The following is a 20,774-nucleotide window of genomic DNA, read 5'->3' as shown; positions in this document are numbered from 1 at the left end:
AGTGTCTCTGATCGCTTCTGACCACTTCCGCATCGTTGTCGGCCTCGGCAAGAGCGGCATGTCCCTGGTTCGCTTCCTGGCGAACCGGGGCACGTCGTTTGCTGTGGCCGACACGCGGGACAATCCACCGGAACTGGCCACGCTCAAGCGTGACTATCCGCACGTGGAAGTGCGTTGTGGCGAGCTGGACGTCGAATTCCTCTGCCGTGCCGACGAGCTCTACGTGAGCCCCGGCCTGGCGCTGGCGACCCCGGCCCTGCAAGCCGCCGCAGCCCGTGGCGTGAAAATGTCCGGCGACATCGAGCTGTTCGCGCGTAACGCGCGGGCGCCGATCGTCGCGATCACCGGTTCCAACGCGAAAAGCACCGTCACTACTCTGGTCGGCGAGATGGCGGCTGCTGCCGGCAAGCGCGTCGCCGTTGGCGGCAACCTCGGCACCCCGGCGCTGGATCTGCTCAGCGATGATGTCGAGTTGTACGTAATGGAGTTGTCGAGTTTCCAGCTGGAAACCACCGACCAGCTCAACGCCGAGGTCGCCACCGTACTGAACATCAGCGAAGACCACATGGATCGCTACAGCGGTCTGCCGGCCTATCACCTGGCCAAGCACCGGATCTTCCGGGGCGCGAAGCAGTTTGTGGTCAACCGTCAGGATGCCCTGAGCCGTCCATTGATCGGTGAAGGTCAGCCATGCTGGACCTTTGGCCTGAGCAAACCGGATTTCAAAGCGTTCGGCATTCGCGAAGAAGACGGCGAGAAGTACCTCGCCTTCGAATTCCAGAACCTGATGCCGGTGCGTGAACTGAAGATTCGCGGCGCGCACAACCAGTCCAACGCTCTCGCCGCATTGGCACTGGGTCACGCGGTGGGCCTGCCGTTCGACGCCATGCTCTCTGCATTGCGTACGTTTGCCGGCCTTGAGCATCGCTGCCAGTGGGTGCGCGATCTCGACGGCGTGGCCTATTACAACGATTCCAAAGCCACCAACGTTGGCGCCGCTCTGGCCGCCATCGAAGGCCTCGGTGCGGACATCGATGGCAAGGTCATTCTGATCGCTGGCGGCGACGGCAAAGGCGCCGAATTCAATGATCTGCGTGATCCGGTGGCGGCCAACTGCCGCGCTGTGGTGCTGATGGGCCGCGACTCCGACAAGATCGGCGCGGCCATTGGCGACGCCGTACCGCTGATTCGCGCGAGCTCGCTGATCGACGCTGTTGCGCAATGCCGCGCCGCTGCCCAACCGGGCGATGTGGTGCTGCTGTCGCCGGCCTGCGCCAGTTTCGACATGTTCAAGAATTACGAAGACCGTGGTCACCAGTTCGTCCGCGCTGTGGAGGAACTGGCATGAACCTGAGAAACATCATCAAGCCGTACCCGTCGCCGCTGATCACCGGGCGTGGCATCGACCTCGACTTCCCGATGCTCGCCGGTTGCCTGGCGCTGCTTGGTCTCGGCCTGATCATGATCGCTTCGGCGTCCACCGAAGTGGCGGCGGCGCAGTCGGGCAGTCCGCTGTATTACATGATTCGCCACCTTATCTATGTGGTGCTGGGTCTGGGCGCGTGCATTGTCACCATGATGATCCCGATCGCCACTTGGCAGCGCCTCGGCTGGATGATGCTGATCGGTGCGTTCGGCCTGCTGGTGATGGTGATCATTCCCGGCATCGGTCGCGAAGTGAACGGTTCGATGCGCTGGATCGGTTTCAGCTTCTTCAACGTGCAGCCGTCGGAAATCGCCAAGGTGTTCGTGGTGATCTACCTCGCCGGGTATCTGGTGCGCCGGCAGAAAGAAGTGCGCGAGAGCTGGATGGGCTTCTTCAAGCCGTTCATCGTTCTGCTGCCGATGGCCGGTCTGTTGCTGATGGAGCCGGACTTCGGTGCCACCGTAGTCATGATGGGCGCCGCGGCGGCGATGCTGTTTCTTGGCGGGGTCGGACTGTTCCGTTTCTCGCTGATGGTGGTACTGGCGGTCGGCGCGGTGGTTTTGCTGATCCAGATGCAGCCCTATCGAATGGCGCGTCTGACCAACTTCGCCGACCCGTGGGCCGACCAGTTCGGCGCCGGTTATCAGTTGTCGCAGGCCTTGATCGCGTTTGGTCGCGGCGAGTGGCTGGGCGTCGGCCTGGGCAACAGCGTGCAGAAGCAGTTCTACCTGCCGGAAGCGCATACCGACTTCGTGTTCTCGGTACTCGCCGAAGAACTCGGTGCGGTGGGTTCGCTGTGCACCGTCGCGCTGTTCGTGTTCGTGTGTATTCGCGGCATGTACATCGGCCTGTGGGCGGAGAAGGCCAAGCAGTTCTTTGCCGCTTACGTGGCTTACGGCTTGTCGTTCCTGTGGATTGGTCAGTTCCTGATCAACATCGGTGTGAACGTCGGCCTGCTGCCAACCAAGGGGCTGACCTTGCCGTTCCTCAGTTACGGCGGCAGCTCGCTGGTGATCTGCTGCGCCTGTCTCGGCCTGTTGCTGCGCATCGAGTGGGAGAGTCGAACCCACCTGGGCAGCGAAGAGATGGAATTCCAGGAGAGCGACTTCGCCGAGGAGCCGACTCATGGGCGCTAATGTATTGATCATGGCCGGCGGTACCGGCGGCCACGTGTTCCCGGCGCTGGCCTGTGCCCGCGAGTTTCAGGCGCGCGGCTACACCGTGCACTGGCTCGGCACGCCACGCGGGATCGAAAACGAACTGGTTCCGGCGGCAGGGCTTGAACTGCACCGGATCAACGCCAGCGGTTTGCGCGGCAAGGGCAAGCTGTCGCTGCTCAAGGCGCCGCTGATGCTGCTGAAATCGGTGTGGCAGGCGCGGGCGATCATGCGCCGTCTGAAACCGGTGTGCGTGGTCGGCTTCGGCGGTTATGTGACCGGCCCTGGTGGTCTTGCTGCGAAACTGGCCGGCGTGCCGGTGATCGTTCACGAGCAGAACGCTGTCGCCGGCACCGCCAATCGGTTGCTGGTGCCGTTCGCCGCCCGAGTGTGTGAAGCGTTCCCCGACACCTTTACTCTGTCGGACAGCCGCCGTACCACCGGTAATCCGGTGCGCAGCGAGCTGTTCCTCGACACATCGCGACCGGCGCTGGCCGGGCGCAAAGCGCGTTTGCTGATCCTTGGCGGCAGCCTGGGCGCAGAACCGTTGAACAAATTGCTGCCTGAAGCCCTGGCCCAAGTCGCTGCCGATTTGCGCCCGGAAGTGTTTCATCAGGCCGGCAAAAATCACGATGAAGTGACTGCCGAGCGTTACCGCGCCGTGGGTGTGGAAGCGCAGGTGCAGCCGTTCATCAAAGACATGGCCCAGGCCTATGGCTGGGCTGACCTAGTGGTGTGCCGCGCTGGCGCGTTGACCATCAGTGAGCTGGCGGCCGCCGGTCTGCCCTCGATGCTGGTGCCTTTGCCCCACGCGATCGACGATCACCAGACCCGCAACGCCGATTATTTGGCCCGCGAAGGCGCTGCCTTCCTGATGCCGCAAAGAACGACTGGTGCCGCGGATCTTGCCGCGCGCCTGACAGAGGTCTTGATGCAACCGCAACGACTCGAAGCAATGGCCCAAGCGGCCCGCCGACTGGCCAAACCCGATGCCACCCGTAGCGTGGTCGATACCTGTCTGGAGGTGGCCCATGGTTGAGAATCAGAAAGCCATGCCACAACCGGAAATGCGCCGCATCCGTCGCATCCACTTCGTCGGCATCGGCGGCGTGGGCATGTGCGGTATCGCTGAAGTGTTGTTGAACCTGGGCTACCAAGTCTCCGGTTCCGACCTGAAGGCGTCGCCGGTCACCGAGCGCCTGGAAACCTTTGGCGCGCAGATCTTCATCGGTCACCGTGCCGAGAACGCCGCTACCGCCGACGTGCTGGTGGTGTCGAGCGCAGTGAACACGTCCAACCCGGAAGTGGCGACTGCCCTTGAGCGCCGCATTCCCGTAGTGCCGCGTGCAGAAATGCTCGCCGAGCTGATGCGCTATCGCCACGGTATCGCCGTCGCCGGTACCCATGGCAAAACCACCACCACCAGCCTGATCGCTTCGGTGTTCGCGGCCGGTGGTCTGGACCCGACGTTCGTTATCGGTGGTCGCCTGAATGCAGCGGGCACCAATGCCCAGCTCGGCACCAGCCGTTACCTGATTGCCGAAGCCGACGAAAGCGATGCGAGCTTCCTGCATCTGCAGCCGCTGGTGGCCGTGGTCACCAACATCGACGCCGACCACATGGCGACCTACGACGGTGACTTCAACAAACTGAAGAAAACCTTCGTCGAATTCCTGCACAACCTGCCGTTCTACGGTTTGGCGGTGATGTGCCTGGACGATCCGGTGGTGCGCGAAATCCTGCCGCTGGTGAAACGTCCGACTGTGACCTACGGCTTCAGCGAAGACGCCGACGTACGCGCAATCAATGTGCGCCAGCAGGGCATGCAGACCTTCTTTACGGTGCTGCGCCCGGATCGCGAGCCGCTGGACGTGTCGGTGAACATGCCCGGCAATCACAACGTGCTCAACTCGCTGGCGACCATCTGCATCGCCACCGACGAAGGCGTCAGCGATGAAGCCATCGTTCAGGGCCTGTCAGGCTTCCAGGGTGTTGGCCGACGCTTCCAGGTCTACGGCGAACTGCCGGTGGACGGCGGCAACGTAATGCTGGTCGACGACTACGGGCACCACCCGACCGAGGTCGCTGCGGTGATCAAAGCCGTGCGCGGTGGCTGGCCGGAGCGTCGTCTGGTGATGGTCTACCAGCCGCATCGCTACAGCCGCACCCGCGACCTGTACGACGATTTCGTCAATGTCCTGGCCGACGCCAACGTGCTGCTGCTGATGGAAGTCTATCCGGCCGGCGAAGAGCCGATCCCGGGCGCCGACAGCCGCAAGCTGTGCAACAGCATCCGCCAGCGCGGTCAGCTCGACCCGATCTACATCGAGCGTGGCGTTGATCTGGCACCGCTGGTCAAGCCGCTGCTGCGCGCCGGCGACATTCTGCTGTGCCAGGGCGCTGGTGATATCGGCGGTCTCGCGCCGAAGCTGTTGAAAAGTGAATTGTTCGCCGGCGCCGTGGCGGCGCCGGTCGAGGGGAAGTTGAAATGACTGCTGCCTACGCCAAGCTGTTCTCCACCATCGCGCCGAAAGACTTCGGCCGCGTCGCCGTGCTCTTCGGCGGCCTGAGTGCCGAGCGTGAGGTTTCGCTGAAATCCGGCAACGCCGTGCTCGAGGCGCTGCAAAGCGCTGGCGTCGACGCGTTCGGCATCGATGTGGGCGAAGACTTCCTGCAGCGTCTGCTCAGCGAAAAGATCGACCGCGCGTTCATCATTCTCCACGGTCGCGGCGGTGAAGACGGCAGCATGCAGGGCCTGCTCGAGTGCGCGGGCATCCCGTACACCGGCAGCGGCATTCTTGCTTCCGCACTGGCGATGGACAAGCTGCGTACCAAGCAGGTCTGGCACAGTCTCGGGATTCCGACGCCGCGTCACGCCGTACTGTGCAGCGAAGCCGATTGTATTTCCGCAGCGACGGAACTGGGCCTGCCTTTGATCGTCAAACCGGCGCATGAAGGTTCAAGTATCGGGATGGCCAAAGTGAATTCTGCGTCCGAGTTGATCGACGCATGGAAAGCGGCCAGTACCTACGATTCGCAAGTGTTGGTCGAGCAATGGATTCAAGGTCCGGAGTTCACCATCGCCACCCTGCGTGACCAGGTGTTGCCTCCTATCGCCCTGGGTACACCGCACACGTTCTACGACTACGACGCCAAGTACATCGCCAACGATACCCAGTACCGCATTCCGTGCGGGCTCGACGCGGCCAAGGAACAGGAACTCATGGAACTCACGGCCAAGGCCTGTGAGGCGCTGGGTATCGCCGGTTGGGGCCGGGCGGACGTGATGCAGGACGCCGACGGGCAGTTCTGGTTCCTCGAAGTCAATACCGCACCGGGCATGACCGATCACAGCCTGGTGCCGATGGCGGCGCGGGCTGCCGGTCTGGATTTCCAGCAACTGGTTCTGGCCATTCTGGCCGCCAGCGTTGAAGACGCAGGCGCAACAGAGGCGCGAGGTTAAGACCATGCAAGGCGCTCATCTCAGACATCAGCCACCCGCACCCGGCCGCAAGCCGGTGCCGCGGGGTGCCAGCCGAATGGTGGCGAAAGAGCCGATGTCCGCGCGCCTGCCGAAAGCCAATTTCAGCTTTCTGAAAAGCCTGTTCTGGCCAGTGCTGCTGGTGGCGCTGGGCTTTGGCACCTACGAAGGCGCGCAGCGTCTGCTGCCGTACGCCGACCGGCCGATCAGCAAGGTCGCGGTGCAGGGCGACCTGAGTTACATCAGCCAGCAGGCGGTGCAGCAGCGGATCGCGCCGTTCGTGGCGTCGAGCTTCTTCACCATCGACCTCGCCGGTATGCGTACCGAGCTTGAGCAGATGCCTTGGATCGCCCACGCCGAAGTGCGTCGGGTGTGGCCGGATCAGGTAGTGATCCGCCTCGAAGAGCAATTGCCGGTGGCGCGTTGGGGCGACGAGTCGTTGCTCAACAACCAGGGCCAGGCGTTCACGCCCAAGGAACTGGCGAATTATGAACACCTGCCGCAGCTGTTCGGCCCACAACGGGCTCAGCAGCAGGTGATGCAGCAGTATCAGGTGCTGAGCCAGATGTTGCGCCCGCTGGGTTTTTCGATTGCACGCCTGGAATTGCGTGAACGCGGCAGCTGGTTCCTGACCACCGGTGCCGGCAGTTCCGGCCCCGGCATCGAGTTGCTGCTGGGACGCGGCAACCTGGTGGAAAAGATGCGCCGCTTCATCGCCATCTATGACAAGACGCTGAAAGAGCAGATTACGAACATTGCGCGCATCGATCTGCGCTACGCCAACGGCCTCGCTGTTGGCTGGCGGGAACCCGTAGCGCCGACGACAGCCCAACCCGCTGTCGCAAAGAATTAAGAAGAGGCAGGACCCATGGCAAACGTGCAAAGCGGCAAAATGATCGTCGGTCTGGATATCGGCACCTCCAAAGTGGTGGCGCTGGTAGGCGAGGTCGCGGACGACGGCCAGCTGGAAATCGTCGGGATCGGCACGCATCCGTCCCGCGGCCTGAAGAAGGGCGTGGTGGTCAACATCGAATCCACCGTGCAGTCGATCCAGCGCGCGATCGAAGAAGCCCAACTGATGGCCGGCTGCCGCATTCACTCGGCGTTCGTCGGCGTGGCCGGCAATCACATCCGCAGCCTGAATTCCCACGGCATCGTTGCGATCCGTGATCGCGAAGTCAGCTCGGCGGACCTTGAGCGTGTACTCGACGCCGCCCAGGCCGTGGCGATCCCGGCTGACCAGCGCGTGCTGCACACCCTGCCGCAGGATTACGTGATCGATAACCAGGAAGGCGTGCGCGAGCCGCTGGGCATGTCCGGCGTGCGTCTGGAAGCCAAGGTTCACGTGGTCACCTGCGCCGTCAACGCTGCTCAGAACATTGAAAAATGCGTGCGTCGCTGCGGTCTGGAAATCGACGACATCATTCTCGAGCAACTGGCCTCGGCCTACTCGGTGCTGACCGACGACGAGAAAGAACTGGGCGTGTGCCTGGTCGACATCGGCGGCGGCACCACCGACATCGCGATCTTCACCGAAGGCGCGATCCGTCACACCGCGGTGATCCCGATTGCCGGTGATCAAGTGACCAACGACATCGCCATGGCGTTGCGCACTCCGACCCAGTACGCCGAAGAGATCAAGATCCGTTACGCCTGCGCCCTGGCGAAACTGGCCGGTGCCGGCGAAACCATCAAGGTGCCGAGCGTTGGCGACCGTCCACCGCGCGAACTGTCGCGTCAGGCCCTGGCCGAAGTGGTCGAGCCGCGTTACGACGAACTGTTCACCCTGATCCAGGCCGAGCTGCGTCGCAGCGGCTACGAAGACCTGATCCCGGCGGGCATCGTGCTCACCGGCGGTACCTCGAAAATGGAAGGCGCCACTGAACTGGCCGAAGAGATCTTCCACATGCCGGTGCGCCTCGGTGTGCCGCATGGCGTGAAAGGTCTGGATGACGTGGTGCGCAACCCGATTTATTCCACTGGCGTCGGGTTGTTGATGTACGGCCTGCAAAAGCAGTCCGATGGAGTTTCGTTCTCCGGCATCGGCAGCCGCGACAGCTACAGCAGCGAAGAGCCTCAGGCGCCGCTGCTGGACCGACTGAAAAAGTGGGTTCAGGGCAATTTTTAAAAGCTTTACCGCAACACCGCTACAAACAGCAGTAGGCGAAAAAACTAGAGAATGTAAGGAGAGGGAAAATGTTCGAACTCGTAGACAACATCCCCGCAAGCCCGGTAATCAAAGTTATCGGTGTCGGCGGTGGCGGCGGCAACGCTGTCAATCACATGGTCAAGAGCAACATCGAAGGCGTTGAGTTCATCTGCGCCAACACCGATGCTCAAGCGCTGAAAAACATCGGCGCGCGGACCATCCTGCAACTGGGCACCGGCGTGACCAAAGGCCTGGGCGCCGGCGCCAATCCTGAGGTCGGCCGTCAAGCCGCTCTGGAAGACCGCGAGCGCATCGCTGAAGTGCTGGCCGGCACCAACATGGTGTTCATCACCACCGGCATGGGCGGCGGTACCGGTACCGGTGCAGCGCCGATCATCGCTGAAGTGGCCAAGGAAATGGGCATTCTGACCGTTGCGGTCGTTACCCGTCCGTTCCCGTTCGAAGGCCGCAAGCGTATGCAGATCGCCGACGAAGGCATTCGCATGCTTTCGGAAAGCGTTGACTCGCTGATCACCATTCCGAACGAAAAACTGCTGACCATCCTCGGCAAAGACGCAAGCCTCTTGTCGGCTTTCGCCAAGGCTGACGATGTTCTGGCCGGTGCCGTTCGCGGTATCTCCGACATCATCAAGCGTCCGGGCATGATCAACGTCGACTTCGCCGACGTACGCACCGTGATGAGCGAAATGGGCATGGCGATGATGGGCACTGGCTGCGCCAGCGGTCCGAACCGTGCACGTGAAGCAACCGAAGCGGCAATCCGCAACCCGCTGCTGGAAGACGTCAACCTGCAAGGCGCGCGCGGCATTCTGGTGAACATCACCGCCGGTCCTGACCTGTCCCTGGGTGAGTACTCCGACGTTGGTTCGATCATCGAAGCCTTTGCTTCCGAGCACGCGATGGTCAAGGTCGGTACCGTTATCGATCCGGACATGCGCGACGAGCTGCACGTAACCGTGGTTGCCACCGGTCTGGGCGCGAAAATCGAGAAGCCTGTGAAGGTTATCGACAACACCGTTCACACCTCGATGGCTTCGGCGCAGGTGCAACAACCGGCTCCGGCCCGTCAGGAGCAGCCAGCGGTGAACTACCGTGATCTGGACCGTCCGACCGTCATGCGCAACCAGGCTCAGGCCGGTGCTGCGGCTGCCGCGAAGATGAATCCGCAGGATGACCTGGACTACCTGGACATTCCGGCATTCCTGCGTCGTCAGGCCGATTGATGGAATGTATCAGGGCTATGAAGGTGATTGGTGTTCAGCAAAGGCATGGTCTGCTATCATCGCCAGCCTTTGTTGATACCAGTTCGCAATTTGCGCTGAAGCGGCCCAAGCCATGATTAAACAACGCACACTGAAAAATATTATCCGTGCCACAGGTGTAGGCCTGCACTCCGGCGAGAAGGTCTATCTGACCCTCAAGCCTGCGCCTGTCGACACTGGCATTGTGTTTTGTCGCGCTGACCTCGACCCTGTGGTGCAGATTCCTGCCCGCGCGGAAAACGTCGGTGAAACCACTATGTCGACGACGCTGATCAATGGCGACGTCAAAGTGGACACGGTAGAGCACTTGCTCTCGGCCATGGCTGGCCTGGGCATCGATAACGCCTACGTCGAGCTCTCCGCGTCCGAAGTCCCGATCATGGATGGCAGCGCTGGACCCTTCGTATTCCTGATTCAATCGGCAGGCCTGGAAGAACAGGACGCCGCCAAGAAATTCATCCGCATCCTGCGTGAAGTGACAGTGGAAGACGGCGACAAGCGCGCCACTTTCGTCCCTTTCGAAGGCTTCAAGGTGAGCTTCGAGATCGATTTCGATCACCCGGTATTCCGGGACCGCACCCAGAGTGCAAGCGTGGATTTTTCCAGCACTTCGTTCGTTAAAGAAGTCAGCCGCGCCCGTACTTTTGGTTTCATGAGTGACATCGAGTACCTGCGCAAGCACAACCTCGCACTCGGCGGCAGCGTGGAAAACGCGATCGTGGTCGACGCTGATGGCGTGTTGAACGAAGACGGTCTTCGTTATGAAGACGAATTCGTCAAACACAAGATCCTCGATGCGATTGGTGACCTGTACCTGCTGGGCAACAGCCTGATTGGTGAGTTCAAAGGCTTCAAGTCCGGTCATGCACTGAACAACCAGCTGCTGCGCAAATTGATTGAGCAGACAGACGCTTGGGAAGTGGTGACGTTCGAAGACGCCAGCACCGCACCAATCTCTTACATGCGCCCGGTTGCGGCGGTGTAAGTAAAAAACCTCTCTAGTTTTTTGAAGGCCATCCTCGGATGGCCTTTTTTTATGCCCTTTCAAAAGCAAAAGATCGCAGCCTTCGGCAGCTCCTACAGGGGAACGCATTCCAGATGTAGGAGCTGCCGAAGGCTGCGATCTTTTGACTTTAAACTGACACTACAACGCGATTACGCCCGCCTTCCTTGGCCTGATACAGCGCCTTGTCCGCCGCAAACAGTAATTGCTCCAGTGTCATCTCGCTCGCCGATGTCCAGGTGGCGATACCGATACTCACGGTCATCGCCCGCTCAGCGCCTTCGACCCAGGGCAAGTTTTCCACAGCCTGGCGAATCTGCTCGGCGATCTGCTGCGCTCCTGCGCTGTCGGTCTCGGCGAGAATCACCGAAAACTCTTCACCGCCATACCGCGCGACCAGATCCGCCGGGCGCCGCACGTTCGCGGTGATTACCTTGGCCAGTTCACGCAAGACTTGATCCCCAGCCTGATGGCCATGGCGATCATTGAAGGCCTTGAAGTGGTCGGCATCGATCATCATCACCGACAGCGGCTGGCCCGAGCGCTGGGCGCGGAACCATTCGTGGCGCAGGGTCTGATCGAGCATGCGCCGGTTGGCTACGCCGGTCAGATCATCGGTGGCAGCCAGTTGCGCCAGTTCGCGTTCGGCGCGATGGCGCAAGCGCAGCTCCCGGGCGAGCAGCCAGGTCAGCCACAGCAGGCCCGCGCACAGCACACCGGTGGCGACGCTGATCAAAATCGCCGTGCGCCGCCAGGTGCCGAACACTTCATCGCTGGACAGTGCGACCATCACGGTCAACGGCAGATTGCCGACCCGCGAGTAGGTGTAGAGCCGCCGCTGTTCATCCATGCTCGAAGTGCTGGTGAAACTGCCGCTGCCATCGCGATCGTTGAGAATCCGCACGACATTGGGGCGGTTGCCGAAACTCTTGCCGACCGAATCGCTCTGCAGATACGGCTTCTGCGCAAGCAGCACGCCATCGCTGTTGATGATGTTCAACGTACTGTCGGTGCCGATGTCGAGGCTTTTGAACAGGTCGTCGAAATAGTCGAGTTTCAGCGACGCCACCGCCACGCCGAGGAATTCACCGGTCTGCGAGGAGATGCGCCGGCTGAAGCTGATGCGCCACTGGTCGGCCTCTTCGCAATCGCAGCGGGTCTTGAACGGACGGCTGATGAACATGCCGATATCGCGGTTGAATGCGTGAGCGAGAAAATAATCGCGGTCGGCGAAATTGCCCGGTTTCGCTTCGATGCGCGAGGAATCGGCGATCACCTCGCCATGCTTGTCGAGCAGGAGGATGTCGCCCTTGAAGCGCGCGGTGGCAGAGCGATCGAACAGCGCCAGATGACGGATCTGCGGCGAGACGTTCTGCAGGTCGTCACGCTGAGCGGCGGCGATCAGCCCTTGCAGCGTCAGGTCGTACAGCTCGACGGTGCGCAGCACATCGGCATCGATCAATTGCGCGATGGTCGTGGCGCGGCGCGTGGCGACTTCCTGCGCACTGGCGTACTCGCGGATCAGCAGGAAGGTGACGATGCACACCATCGCAATCACGGTCAGCAGGCTGCCGAGGATCAGCAGGCGCTCGGGGCGACCGGTAAGGCCTGTGATGGAAGGCGTGCGGCTGGCGATCATGATGGGCTGTCGGTAGGAGTGGTTTCGTAAGCTTAGTAGGGCTGACGCCGGACAACCTTGTGGGAGCGAGCCTGCTCGCGAAAGCGGTGTGCCATTCAACATCAATGTTGATGGATCAACCGCGTTCGCGAGCAGGCTCGCTCCCACAGGGGAAATCACAGGGTCTGAAAAACGCAGCGCCGATCTTAGAAGACGTTGACCGGGTAGTCGATGATCACGCGGTATTCATCTGTATCCGAATCAATCACGCCGTAGCCGTTGCCGCCACGGTTGGTGGCCCATTGCAGGCGCACCGCGAGGTCTTTGGCGTGGCCGCTTTGTACGACGTACTGCAAATCGATGTCGCGTTCCCAATGCTTGGCGTTGCGGCCATCGGCGCTGTACCAGCTCGAATAGCCTGCGCTGTTAGGGTCGGCTTTGGTCAGGTCCAACGTGCCGCGTGAATAAGACAGCGCCGAAGTCAGGCCGGGGATGCCGACACCGGTGAAGTCGTAAGCGTATTTCAGCTTCCACGAGCGTTCGTTCGGGCCGTTGAAGTCCGAGTATTGCTGAGAGTTGTCCAGATAAACGCTGTCGCCTTGGCTGATGTAGTCGAACGGCGTATTTCCGTTGACCCGCTGATAGGCGGCGGTAACGCTGTGACTGCCGATGCCGACGGTGAGATGCGTGCTCCAGGTGTTGTTGTCGATATCGCCGAGCAGCGCATCACCGGTGTCTTGCGTGTGATAGAAGTGCAGGCCCGGGTTGAGGCTGACCAGATCGTTCAGTTGCCAGGTGTAGTCAAGGTCGTAGTAGTACTGGTTCCAGATGTCCTTGAGCTCGGACGCGTAAAGACTGCTGGTCAGGCCCTCAACGCCGCTCCAGGCCACACCGGCCCAGTTCAGGTGCTGGCTTTCGTCGCCGTCGGCGAGGGTGCCGTATGACGTTCCGATTCGGGTATGACCACTCTGGTTATAGGGTTTGGTGAAACTGGCCTGGCCACCTTCGATCAGCCAGCCGTCGAAGCTGTGGTTGCTCAGGCTGATGCCACGAAAGGTCTGCGGCAGCATCCGCGTGTCGCCGCCGGCGATGACCGGGTTGGTGAGGAACAGATCACCGGCCTTCAACTCGGTATCGAAGGCGCGCATCTTCAACGTCCCGCCTGCGGTGGAGAACGAGCCCGGCGCTTTGCCGTTGCCATCGCTGATCGGCAGGATGCTCGAACCGTCGGTACCGCCACCACCGTCGAGTTTCAGGCCGAGCATGGCGTGAGCATCGACGCCGAAGCCGACCGTGCCTTCGGTGTAGCCGGACTGGAACACGCCGAGAAAACCCTGACCCCACTCGATATTGTCGTCGGCCTTCTGCAAGCGGTTGCGATTCATGTAGTAGTTGCGGGCGTTGAGGTTGAGGCTCGAGCCTGCGACGAAGCCCTGTTGGGCAGGCTCATCGGCGTGGACAGCGGGGGCAATCGTTGCGGCAATTGCAATGAACAGCGGGGTGAGGCGGACAGGGTAAAACACGTGTGGTGGGGCTCCTTGGGTCAGCGGGCCGCTCTGTTTCATGAGCGGCTTGATGTTTCTTGTTGTTACAGACGCACCAGGCGGCTTTCAGACCACAACGAAAAAAGGCCGCTGAATGGCAGCGGCCTGGAGTGACGACGGTTGAACGGGAAGAGCCAAACAACCGCGTCGAGGGAAACCTTTCGCGGTGAGACTCAGCTGTCTTTCTCGAACGCTTGAGCCTGGGAAGTAGCGGCCTGCGGGGATTGCGTCGCGTCTTGAGCCCTGGCCATCACTTCGGCCTGATGCTGATCGAATGCCTGCGCACGAGCGACGTTGTGCGCCACGAACGCTTGCGATTCTTCAGCCATCGCCATCGGCGACAGGATCAATGAGGACAAAACGAATGCGCTGGCAATACCCATACTGTTGGACATCTTGAAAACCTTCTCGCTTGGCGAGTGCTGTTTGGTGCGGGCAAAGATAAGGTTGCCGCGCGTTGGGAAACAGCGTGATTTTCATAAATGACTGTTACAGCAAAAGCAAAGATCGGCACGGGTAACAACCCGGTCTGTGCGTGATGGTGGCCTGTGGCGAGGGGATTTATCCCCGTTGGGCTGCGAAGCGGCCCCAAGAATTCCAGCCTCAAAGATTCTTGGACCTTGTGCACAGGATTTGCGACTGCTGCGCAGTCGAGCGGGGATAAATCCCCTCGCCACAGGGCTTGGCTGAGCATTCAGACCGGAAGGTGAATGCCGAAGGTGTTCATGCCCCGGTCACTGCGCACAAACACATCCCCGCCATGCATCAGCGCAATCGCCTTGACGATCGCCAGCCCCAGCCCGTGGTTATTGCCGCTGTTGCTGCGCGAGGCATCGACCCGATAAAACCGCTCGAACAACCTCGGCAGATGCTCGCTGGCAATCGGCGACCCGGGATTGGCTACGCCAATGCTCACCTGATGTTCTTCAACCTCGATGCGCACCTCGATCACTTGACCCGGTTCGGTGTGCTGCACCGCGTTGCTGAGCAAATTGATCAGCGCCCGGCGCAAATGCGCGACCTCGATCTGCACCTGCGCATCTCCTCTGACCTGCACTTCAACCTGCGCGTCTTCAAGGATGAAATCCAGATAGTCCAGCGTCGTCGCCACCTCATCAGCCAATGACGTCGAGGTCAGTTTGGTCGCCTTGTTGCCCTGATCGGCGCTGGCCAGAAACAGCATGTCGTTGATGATCGAACGCAGCCGCTCCAGCTCTTCGAGGTTCGATTGCAGCACTTCGAAATAGTGTTCGGCGGAGCGCCCGCGAGTCAGTGCGACCTGGGTCTGGCCGATCAGGTTGGTCAGCGGCGAGCGCAGTTCATGGGCGACGTCGGCGTTGAATGATTCCAGCCGTGAATAGGCCAGTTCGACCCGTTCCAGGGTCGAGTTGAACGACTCGACAAACTGTTCCAGTTCCGGCGGCAGCGGCGACAGGCGCAAGCGTCCGGCGCGCAGCGGTGGGGCCAGACGCTGGGCTTCCTGCGATAGTTTGATCAACGGCTTCAGACCGATTCTTGCGACCCAATAGCCCAATGCAGAGGCCAGCAGCACCCCGACAATCGCCAGACTGATCAGGGCGATGAGCAAGTGATGCTGGGTCTGATGCAGCGTCTCGGTGGCGATGCCGATCATGAAGCGCAGCGGCGGGCGCTGGTCCTTGGCGGGGAACTGACTGACCAGCACTTTCAGCGGATAGGGTTGATCGGGCAGTTGCAGATCGTGCATGCCCAACGGGCCATTGATGGCGGCACGGATCTGCGGGGTAAGGTTGCCGTATTCGTAGCGCGGATCACCGCTGCTGATCCAGAAACTGATGCGCTTGTCTTCTTCGCCGAGCAGCTTGAGCTTGTTGTTGATCTTCACCCAATGCTCCGGCGTGCCGTAACGGCCGACGGTGGATTCGAGCACGCTGTAACGCGCATCCAGCTCGGCTTCGGGCAACAATCCCAAGCCCTTGTCGACCTGCTGATACAGCGCGCCGCCAATCAACAGAAACACCACCAGCGCCACCAGCGTGAACATGCCGCTCAGGCGCAAGGCAATCGAGTTACTGGACACCACGGCTCTCCAGCACATAACCCATGCCGCGAATGGTGTGCAGCAGCTTTTCGTTGAACGGGCCGTCGAGCTTGGCGCGCAGGCGTTTGATCGCGACTTCGACGACGTTGGCGTCACTGTCGAAATTGATGTCCCAGACCATTTCCGCGATTGCGGTCTTCGAAAGGATTTCGCCCTGGCGACGGGCGAGCACGCTGAGCAGGGAGAATTCTTTCGCGGTCAGATCCAGGCGCGTGCCGGCGCGGGTGGCTTTGCGGCTGATCAAATCGATCCACAGGTCGGCGATGCTCACTTGCACCGGTTCATGGCCGCCGCTGCGCCGGGTCAGCGCTTGCAGGCGAGCGACCAGTTCAAGGAAGGAAAACGGTTTGCCGAGGTAATCGTCGGCGCCGTCGCGCAGGCCCTTTATCCGATCTTCGACGCGCTCGCGGGCGGTGAGCATGATCACCGGGGTCTGCTTGCGCGCACGTAATGCGCGCAGTACGCCGAAGCCATCGAGCCCCGGCAGCATGACGTCGAGGACGATCACGGCGTGGTCGCATTCCAGCGCCAGATGCAGGCCTTCGACACCGTCGCGGGCAAGGTCGACGGTGTAGCCCTGTTCGGTCAGGCCACGGTGCAGATAATCCGCGGTTTTTTCTTCGTCTTCGATAATCAGAACGCGCATGACCCTGCCTCAGTCTGTGGTCGCCAACGCCGCTACAGGCGCAGGTTTGGGCCGGTGGAACAGCCGCTCAAGCCACAAGTATATGACCGGAGTGGTAAACAGCGTCAGCATCTGGCTGACCAGCAAACCACCGACCACGGCAATGCCCAACGGCTGGCGCAATTCGGCGCCGGTGCCGTAGCCGAGCATCAGCGGCAATGCGCCGAGCAGGGCGGCGAGGGTGGTCATGATGATCGGCCGGAACCGGGTGATGCACGCCTCGAAAATCGCCTCCTGCGGCGGCAGGCCACGCTGGCGCTGCGCTTCAAGCGCGAAGTCGATCATCAGGATGCCGTTCTTCTTGACGATACCGATCAGCAGCACCAGGCCGATCAACGCCATGATCGAAAAGTCCTGGCCGCAGATCCACAGCATGATCACCGCGCCCAGACCTGCCGCCGGCAGGGTCGAAATGATCGTCAGCGGATGCACGAAGCTTTCATAAAGCACGCCGAGAATGATGTACACCGCCACCAGCGCCGCCAGAATCAGCCACGGCTGGCTGGCCAGCGAACTCTGGAACGCCTGCGCCGCGCCCTGGAAATTTCCGCTGATCGCGGTGGGCATGCCGATCTCGGCCTTGGCCTGATTGAGCTGAATCACCGCATCGCCCAATGCCACGCCGGGGGCGAGGTTGAATGACATGTTGGCGGCGGGGAACATGCCGTCGTGAGCAATCGACAGCGGGCCGATGGTTGGCGCGTCAAACCTTGCCAGCGCCGACAGCGGCACCATCTCGCCGCTCAGTGGCGAGCGCAGGTAGAAATAGTTGAGGCTTTCGGCCTTGCCGCGCTGTTTGGTATCCAGTTCCAGAATCACGTTGTACTGGTTGACCTGGGTCTGGAATTCATTGATCTGCCGTTGGCCGAATGCATCGTACAGCGCCTCGTCGACATCGCTGGCGGTCAGGCCGAAACGCGCGGCGGCGCTGCGGTCGATGCTGATGTGAGTGATGCTGCCGCCCAGTTGCAAGTCATTGGATATGTCGCGGAATGCCGGATTGCTGCGCAGTTTTTCGGTCAGGCGCTGGGTCCAGGTGGCGAGGGTCGCGCCGTCGTTGCTCTTGAGTACGTATTGGTACTGCGCACGGCTGGGGCCGGAGCTTAGGTTGATGTCCTGCCCGGCGCGCAGATACAGGACGATGCCGGGGACTTTCATCAGTTGCGGGCGGATGCGATCAATGAACTGGCTGGCGCTGACATCACGATCGCCACGTTTTTTCAGGGCGATCCAGAAGCGCCCGTTGGCGATGGTCTGGTTGCTGCCGGACACCCCGACCGAGTGCGAGAAGGCCTGCACCGCCGGATCGGCCGCGACGATTTCGGCCATCGCCAAGTGTTTTTTCACCATGTCGCCGTAGGAAATATCCGCAGCGGCTTCGGTGGTGCCGAGGACGAACCCGGTGTCCTGCACCGGGAAGAACCCCTTGGGAATGAAAATGTACCCGGCGACCGCCAACGCCAGCGAAAGGCCAAATACACCAATCATCAGTTTCTGGTGGTCGAGGGCGCTGCGCAGGCCCTTTTCGTACCAGCCGAGCAGGCGTTCGCTGAAACCGGGTTTGGCGTTGGCGTGATGTACCGGCTTACGCATAAACAGCGCGGCAAGGGTTGGCGCCAGGGTCAGCGACACCACCACGGAAATCATGATCGTCGAAGTCGCGGTCAGGGCGAATTCCTTGAAAAGGCGCCCGACCACACCGCCCATGAACAGCAGCGGAATGAACGCCGCCACCAGTGAGAAACTGATCGAAACGACGGTGAAGCCAATCTCGCCGGCCCCCTTGATCGCCGCCTCGCGCATATCGTCGCCGGCCTCGAGATGGCGATGGATGTTTTCCACCACCACGATCGCATCGTCCACGACGAAGCCGACCGCGACGACAATCGCCACCAGCGTCAGGTTGTTCAGGCTGAAGCCGAGGATGTACATCAGGGCGAAACTGGCGATCAGCGAGACGCCGAGCACCGCCGAGACAATCAGCGTCGCCGACAACTGGCGCAGGAACAGCGCCATCACCGCGACCACCAGCAGGATCGCGATGAGCAAGGTGATTTCGACTTCATGCAGTGAGGCGCGGATGGTCTGCGTGCGGTCGATCAGGGTTTTCACCTGCACCGAGGCCGGCAGCATCGCTTCGAGGCCGGGCAGGGCGGCCTGAATGCGGTCGACGGTTTCAACGATGTTGGCGCCGGGCTGGCGGAAAATCACCAGATTCACACCGGGGCGATCACCGGCCCAGGCCTGCACGTAGGCATCTTCCGCACCGTTGACGACTTTGGCGACATCACGCAGGTGAACCGGGGCGCCATCCTTGTAGGAAACGATGAGTTGGCTGTAGTCCTCGGGGTGGAACAGCTGGTCGTTGGTCGACAGCGTCGAGATACTCGATTCGCCGTACAACGCACCTTTGGCCAGATTAAGGCTGGTTTGCTGGATCGCCAGCCGAATGTCGGCCAGCGTCAGGCCGATGGCCGCGAGTTTGTCCGCCGAGGCTTGTACGCGAATCGCCGGACGTTGCTGACCGGTGATGTTGATCTGGCCGACGCCGTCGACCTGACTGATCTGACGCGACAGCAGGGTTTCCACCAGGTCGCTGAGTTCGGTGCCGGGCATCTGTGTCGAGCTGACACTGAGAATCAGCACCGGGCTGTCGGCCGGATTGACCTTCTTCCATGTTGGCAGCGTCGGCATGTCTTTGGGCAACTTGCCGGCGGCGGTGTTGATCGCCGCCTGTACTTCCTGGGCGGCGGTGTCGATGCTTTTCTCAAGGGTGAACTGCAAGGTCAGCAGAGTTGAGCCCAGCGCGCTGCTGGAGGTCATCTGGGTCATGCCGGGGATGGCGCTGAATTGCACCTCCAGCGGCGTGGCCACTGAGGAAGCCATGGTGTCGGGGCTGGCGCCGGGCAACTGTGCCGAGACCTGGATCGTAGGAAATTCCGCTTCCGGCAGTGGCGCAATCGGCAAACGCGGGAAGGCAATTACGCCGACCAGTACCAGAGCGAACGTCAGCAAAATCGTCGCCACCGGGTGATCGATGCACCAGGTCGATATGCCTTTGTGCGAGTTCATGGCTTCGGCTCCGCCTGCACCACTTGCGCTGGCTCGCTCATGACTTGCACGCTCGAGCCCGGTTTGAGTCGCGACTGGCCATCGGTCACCAGGACGTCACCAGCGTTGACACCTTTGATGATGTCCTGGCCGCTGCCCTGATAAACCATTTGCACCGGCACCGCCTCGACCTTGTCGTCCTTCACGCGGTAAACAAAGTGTTGTTCGAGGCCACGCTGTACGACGGTGGGCGGAACCACCAGCGCATCTTTATCCACAGCCGTCTGAATTTTTACCGTCACCAGCAAACCCGGCCAGAGCTTCTGGCTGGCATTGGCGAATTCGGCCTTGGCGCGGATGGTGCCAGTGTTGGCGTTGATCTGATTGTCGATCAGGGTCAGCTGACCTTCGCCGAGCAGATTGCCGGTTTCGCCATCAGTATCGGCTCCGATGTACGCCTTGACCGGGGCGCGTTGCGGATCGCTGATCAGACTCTGCAGGGTCGGCAGCATCTGCTGCGGCAGGGAGAACTCGACGGCGATCGGGTCGATCTGCGTGACGGTGAACAGGCCTTGGGTGTCGGTCATGCGCAGGAAGTTGCCTTCATCGACCGTACGAATACCGACGCGCCCAGTAACCGGAGAGCGAATCTGCGTGTAGGACAGTTGCACCTGCGCCGCATCAATCGAGGCCTGATTGCCTTGCGCGGTGGCTTTGAGCTGATTGACCAGCGCTTGCTGCTGGTCGAAGGTCTGTTTCGATACGCCGTCGTCGACGCTGAGCAGTTTGTAGCGCTTGAGATTGACCAGCGCGACCTGCAACTGCGCCTGACTCTCGCCCAACTGCGCCCGGGCCTGGTCGAGGCTGGCGCGGATCGAGCGATCGTCGATGGTGGCGAGCAGGTCGCCTGCTTTGACCAGCTGACCTTCCTTGACCAGAATTTTCGTCAGGATCCCGTCGATCTGCGGACGCACCACCACGCTGTGCAGCGACAGCACCGAGCCGATGCCGCTGGTGTAACGCGGCACGTCTTTGGCGCTGACCGTTACGACGCGTACCGGGATGGCGGTCGGACTGGCCAGTTTGGTCGGCGCTGGCTTGAGCGCGAACCACAGGCCGGCGGCTGCCAGCAGAATCAGGAGAGTGGCCAGCAGGATTTTGTTTTTCTGGATGGACATGCGCGGCGCCGAAGTCTGGAGTTTGGGCAGATTGACCAGTTATAAACCGGTCAGGCGGTCGGCAGGGTGACGCCTGGCTGTCAGGATTGTCAGTTTCCGACGTTAATTGCTCTGGCTGC

The 20,774-nt window shown here is 61.2% G+C and carries 16 protein-coding genes; 9 read left to right on the top strand and 7 right to left on the bottom strand.

Annotation, left to right across the window (positions count from 1 at the left end):
* Nucleotide 1 precedes the first annotated feature (1 nt).
* The 9 genes from murD to lpxC all read left to right on the top strand — a co-directional run bounded on the left by murD (nucleotide 2) and on the right by lpxC (nucleotide 10,481).
* Nucleotides 2-1,348 carry a UDP-N-acetylmuramoyl-L-alanine--D-glutamate ligase gene (murD, locus tag HU724_RS23265; protein WP_186569185.1) on the top strand — a complete coding sequence of 449 codons (1,347 nt, stop codon included), beginning with the start codon at nucleotides 2-4 and terminating at the stop codon, nucleotides 1,346-1,348.
* Nucleotides 1,345-2,562, top strand: a complete 1,218-nt coding sequence (gene ftsW, locus HU724_RS23260) for a putative lipid II flippase FtsW (protein ID WP_016773276.1) — start codon at nucleotides 1,345-1,347, stop codon at nucleotides 2,560-2,562. Before murD ends, ftsW begins: the two co-directional genes overlap by 4 nt.
* On the top strand, nucleotides 2,552-3,622 hold the full coding sequence (gene murG / locus HU724_RS23255; protein ID WP_016773277.1) for an undecaprenyldiphospho-muramoylpentapeptide beta-N-acetylglucosaminyltransferase: 1,071 nt from the start codon (nucleotides 2,552-2,554) through the stop codon (nucleotides 3,620-3,622). Before ftsW ends, murG begins: the two co-directional genes overlap by 11 nt.
* Nucleotides 3,615-5,075, top strand: coding sequence for a UDP-N-acetylmuramate--L-alanine ligase (murC, locus tag HU724_RS23250; protein ID WP_024014243.1), 1,461 nt, complete (start codon nucleotides 3,615-3,617; stop codon nucleotides 5,073-5,075). Before murG ends, murC begins: the two co-directional genes overlap by 8 nt.
* Nucleotides 5,072-6,046, top strand: a complete 975-nt coding sequence (locus HU724_RS23245; protein ID WP_016773280.1) for a D-alanine--D-alanine ligase — start codon at nucleotides 5,072-5,074, stop codon at nucleotides 6,044-6,046. Before murC ends, HU724_RS23245 begins: the two co-directional genes overlap by 4 nt.
* Before the next feature lie 4 nt (nucleotides 6,047-6,050).
* Entirely contained in the window at nucleotides 6,051-6,917 is an 867-nt protein-coding gene (locus HU724_RS23240; RefSeq protein ID WP_024014242.1) for a cell division protein FtsQ/DivIB, read from the top strand.
* Between the two features lie 15 nt (nucleotides 6,918-6,932).
* Nucleotides 6,933-8,192 (top strand): cell division protein FtsA, encoded by a 1,260-nt coding sequence (ftsA, locus tag HU724_RS23235; protein WP_016773282.1) that lies wholly within the window; start codon nucleotides 6,933-6,935, stop codon nucleotides 8,190-8,192.
* 68 nt (nucleotides 8,193-8,260) lie between these two features.
* A complete protein-coding gene (gene ftsZ / locus HU724_RS23230; RefSeq protein WP_016773283.1) occupies nucleotides 8,261-9,457 on the top strand; it encodes a cell division protein FtsZ in 1,197 nt (398 codons plus the stop codon).
* Between the two features lie 112 nt (nucleotides 9,458-9,569).
* Complete coding sequence (gene lpxC, locus HU724_RS23225) at nucleotides 9,570-10,481, top strand: UDP-3-O-acyl-N-acetylglucosamine deacetylase (RefSeq protein ID WP_007916984.1); 912 nt, start codon at nucleotides 9,570-9,572, stop codon at nucleotides 10,479-10,481.
* Nucleotides 10,482-10,629: 148 nt separating this feature from the next.
* Here the strand turns inward: lpxC and HU724_RS23220 are convergent, their stop codons facing one another.
* The 7 genes from HU724_RS23220 to HU724_RS23190 form a co-directional block, all read right to left on the bottom strand.
* Nucleotides 10,630-12,138, bottom strand: a complete 1,509-nt coding sequence (locus tag HU724_RS23220) for a sensor domain-containing diguanylate cyclase (protein WP_186569186.1) — start codon at nucleotides 12,136-12,138, stop codon at nucleotides 10,630-10,632.
* 185 nt (nucleotides 12,139-12,323) lie between these two features.
* Entirely contained in the window at nucleotides 12,324-13,682 is a 1,359-nt protein-coding gene (locus tag HU724_RS23215) for an OprD family porin (RefSeq protein WP_189691497.1), read from the bottom strand.
* 152 nt (nucleotides 13,683-13,834) lie between these two features.
* Nucleotides 13,835-14,056 carry a hypothetical protein gene (locus HU724_RS23210; protein WP_186569188.1) on the bottom strand — a complete coding sequence of 74 codons (222 nt, stop codon included), beginning with the start codon at nucleotides 14,054-14,056 and terminating at the stop codon, nucleotides 13,835-13,837.
* A 299-nt stretch (nucleotides 14,057-14,355) separates the two neighbouring features.
* Nucleotides 14,356-15,720 (bottom strand): heavy metal sensor histidine kinase, encoded by a 1,365-nt coding sequence (locus HU724_RS23205; protein ID WP_186569189.1) that lies wholly within the window; start codon nucleotides 15,718-15,720, stop codon nucleotides 14,356-14,358.
* Nucleotides 15,710-16,387 (bottom strand): heavy metal response regulator transcription factor, encoded by a 678-nt coding sequence (locus HU724_RS23200; RefSeq protein ID WP_186569190.1) that lies wholly within the window; start codon nucleotides 16,385-16,387, stop codon nucleotides 15,710-15,712. Before HU724_RS23200 ends, HU724_RS23205 begins: the two co-directional genes overlap by 11 nt.
* A gap of 9 nt (nucleotides 16,388-16,396) precedes the next feature.
* Nucleotides 16,397-19,498 (bottom strand): multidrug efflux RND transporter permease subunit, encoded by a 3,102-nt coding sequence (locus HU724_RS23195; protein WP_186569191.1) that lies wholly within the window; start codon nucleotides 19,496-19,498, stop codon nucleotides 16,397-16,399.
* Nucleotides 19,495-20,655, bottom strand: a complete 1,161-nt coding sequence (locus HU724_RS23190) for an efflux RND transporter periplasmic adaptor subunit (RefSeq protein ID WP_186569192.1) — start codon at nucleotides 20,653-20,655, stop codon at nucleotides 19,495-19,497. The genes HU724_RS23195 and HU724_RS23190 overlap by 4 nt, the downstream gene beginning before the upstream one ends.
* Between the last annotated feature and the right edge of the window lie 119 nt (nucleotides 20,656-20,774).

Source organism: Pseudomonas iranensis (assembly GCF_014268585.2).
GTDB classification, from domain to species: Bacteria; Pseudomonadota; Gammaproteobacteria; order Pseudomonadales; family Pseudomonadaceae; genus Aquipseudomonas; species Aquipseudomonas iranensis.
Note: the sequence above shows the minus strand (reverse complement) of the source record. Positions and strands in the feature narration are given on the sequence as shown.

What these genes read in the sequence shown, in the direction of transcription:
- ftsZ (WP_016773283.1), top strand. Translation starts at nt 8,261, where the DNA reads ATGTTCGAACTCGTAGACAACATCCCCGCAAGCCCGGTAATCAAAGTT.
- HU724_RS23245 (WP_016773280.1), top strand. Translation starts at nt 5,072, where the DNA reads ATGACTGCTGCCTACGCCAAGCTGTTCTCCACCATCGCGCCGAAAGAC.
- HU724_RS23220 (WP_186569186.1), bottom strand. Translation starts at nt 12,138, where the DNA reads ATGATCGCCAGCCGCACGCCTTCCATCACAGGCCTTACCGGTCGCCCC.
- HU724_RS23210 (WP_186569188.1), bottom strand. Translation starts at nt 14,056, where the DNA reads ATGTCCAACAGTATGGGTATTGCCAGCGCATTCGTTTTGTCCTCATTG.
- lpxC (WP_007916984.1), top strand. Translation starts at nt 9,570, where the DNA reads ATGATTAAACAACGCACACTGAAAAATATTATCCGTGCCACAGGTGTA.
- HU724_RS23240 (WP_024014242.1), top strand. Translation starts at nt 6,051, where the DNA reads ATGCAAGGCGCTCATCTCAGACATCAGCCACCCGCACCCGGCCGCAAG.
- HU724_RS23195 (WP_186569191.1), bottom strand. Translation starts at nt 19,498, where the DNA reads ATGAACTCGCACAAAGGCATATCGACCTGGTGCATCGATCACCCGGTG.
- ftsA (WP_016773282.1), top strand. Translation starts at nt 6,933, where the DNA reads ATGGCAAACGTGCAAAGCGGCAAAATGATCGTCGGTCTGGATATCGGC.
- HU724_RS23190 (WP_186569192.1), bottom strand. Translation starts at nt 20,655, where the DNA reads ATGTCCATCCAGAAAAACAAAATCCTGCTGGCCACTCTCCTGATTCTG.
- murG (WP_016773277.1), top strand. Translation starts at nt 2,552, where the DNA reads ATGGGCGCTAATGTATTGATCATGGCCGGCGGTACCGGCGGCCACGTG.
- HU724_RS23215 (WP_189691497.1), bottom strand. Translation starts at nt 13,682, where the DNA reads ATGAAACAGAGCGGCCCGCTGACCCAAGGAGCCCCACCACACGTGTTT.
- HU724_RS23200 (WP_186569190.1), bottom strand. Translation starts at nt 16,387, where the DNA reads ATGCGCGTTCTGATTATCGAAGACGAAGAAAAAACCGCGGATTATCTG.
- murC (WP_024014243.1), top strand. Translation starts at nt 3,615, where the DNA reads ATGGTTGAGAATCAGAAAGCCATGCCACAACCGGAAATGCGCCGCATC.
- ftsW (WP_016773276.1), top strand. Translation starts at nt 1,345, where the DNA reads ATGAACCTGAGAAACATCATCAAGCCGTACCCGTCGCCGCTGATCACC.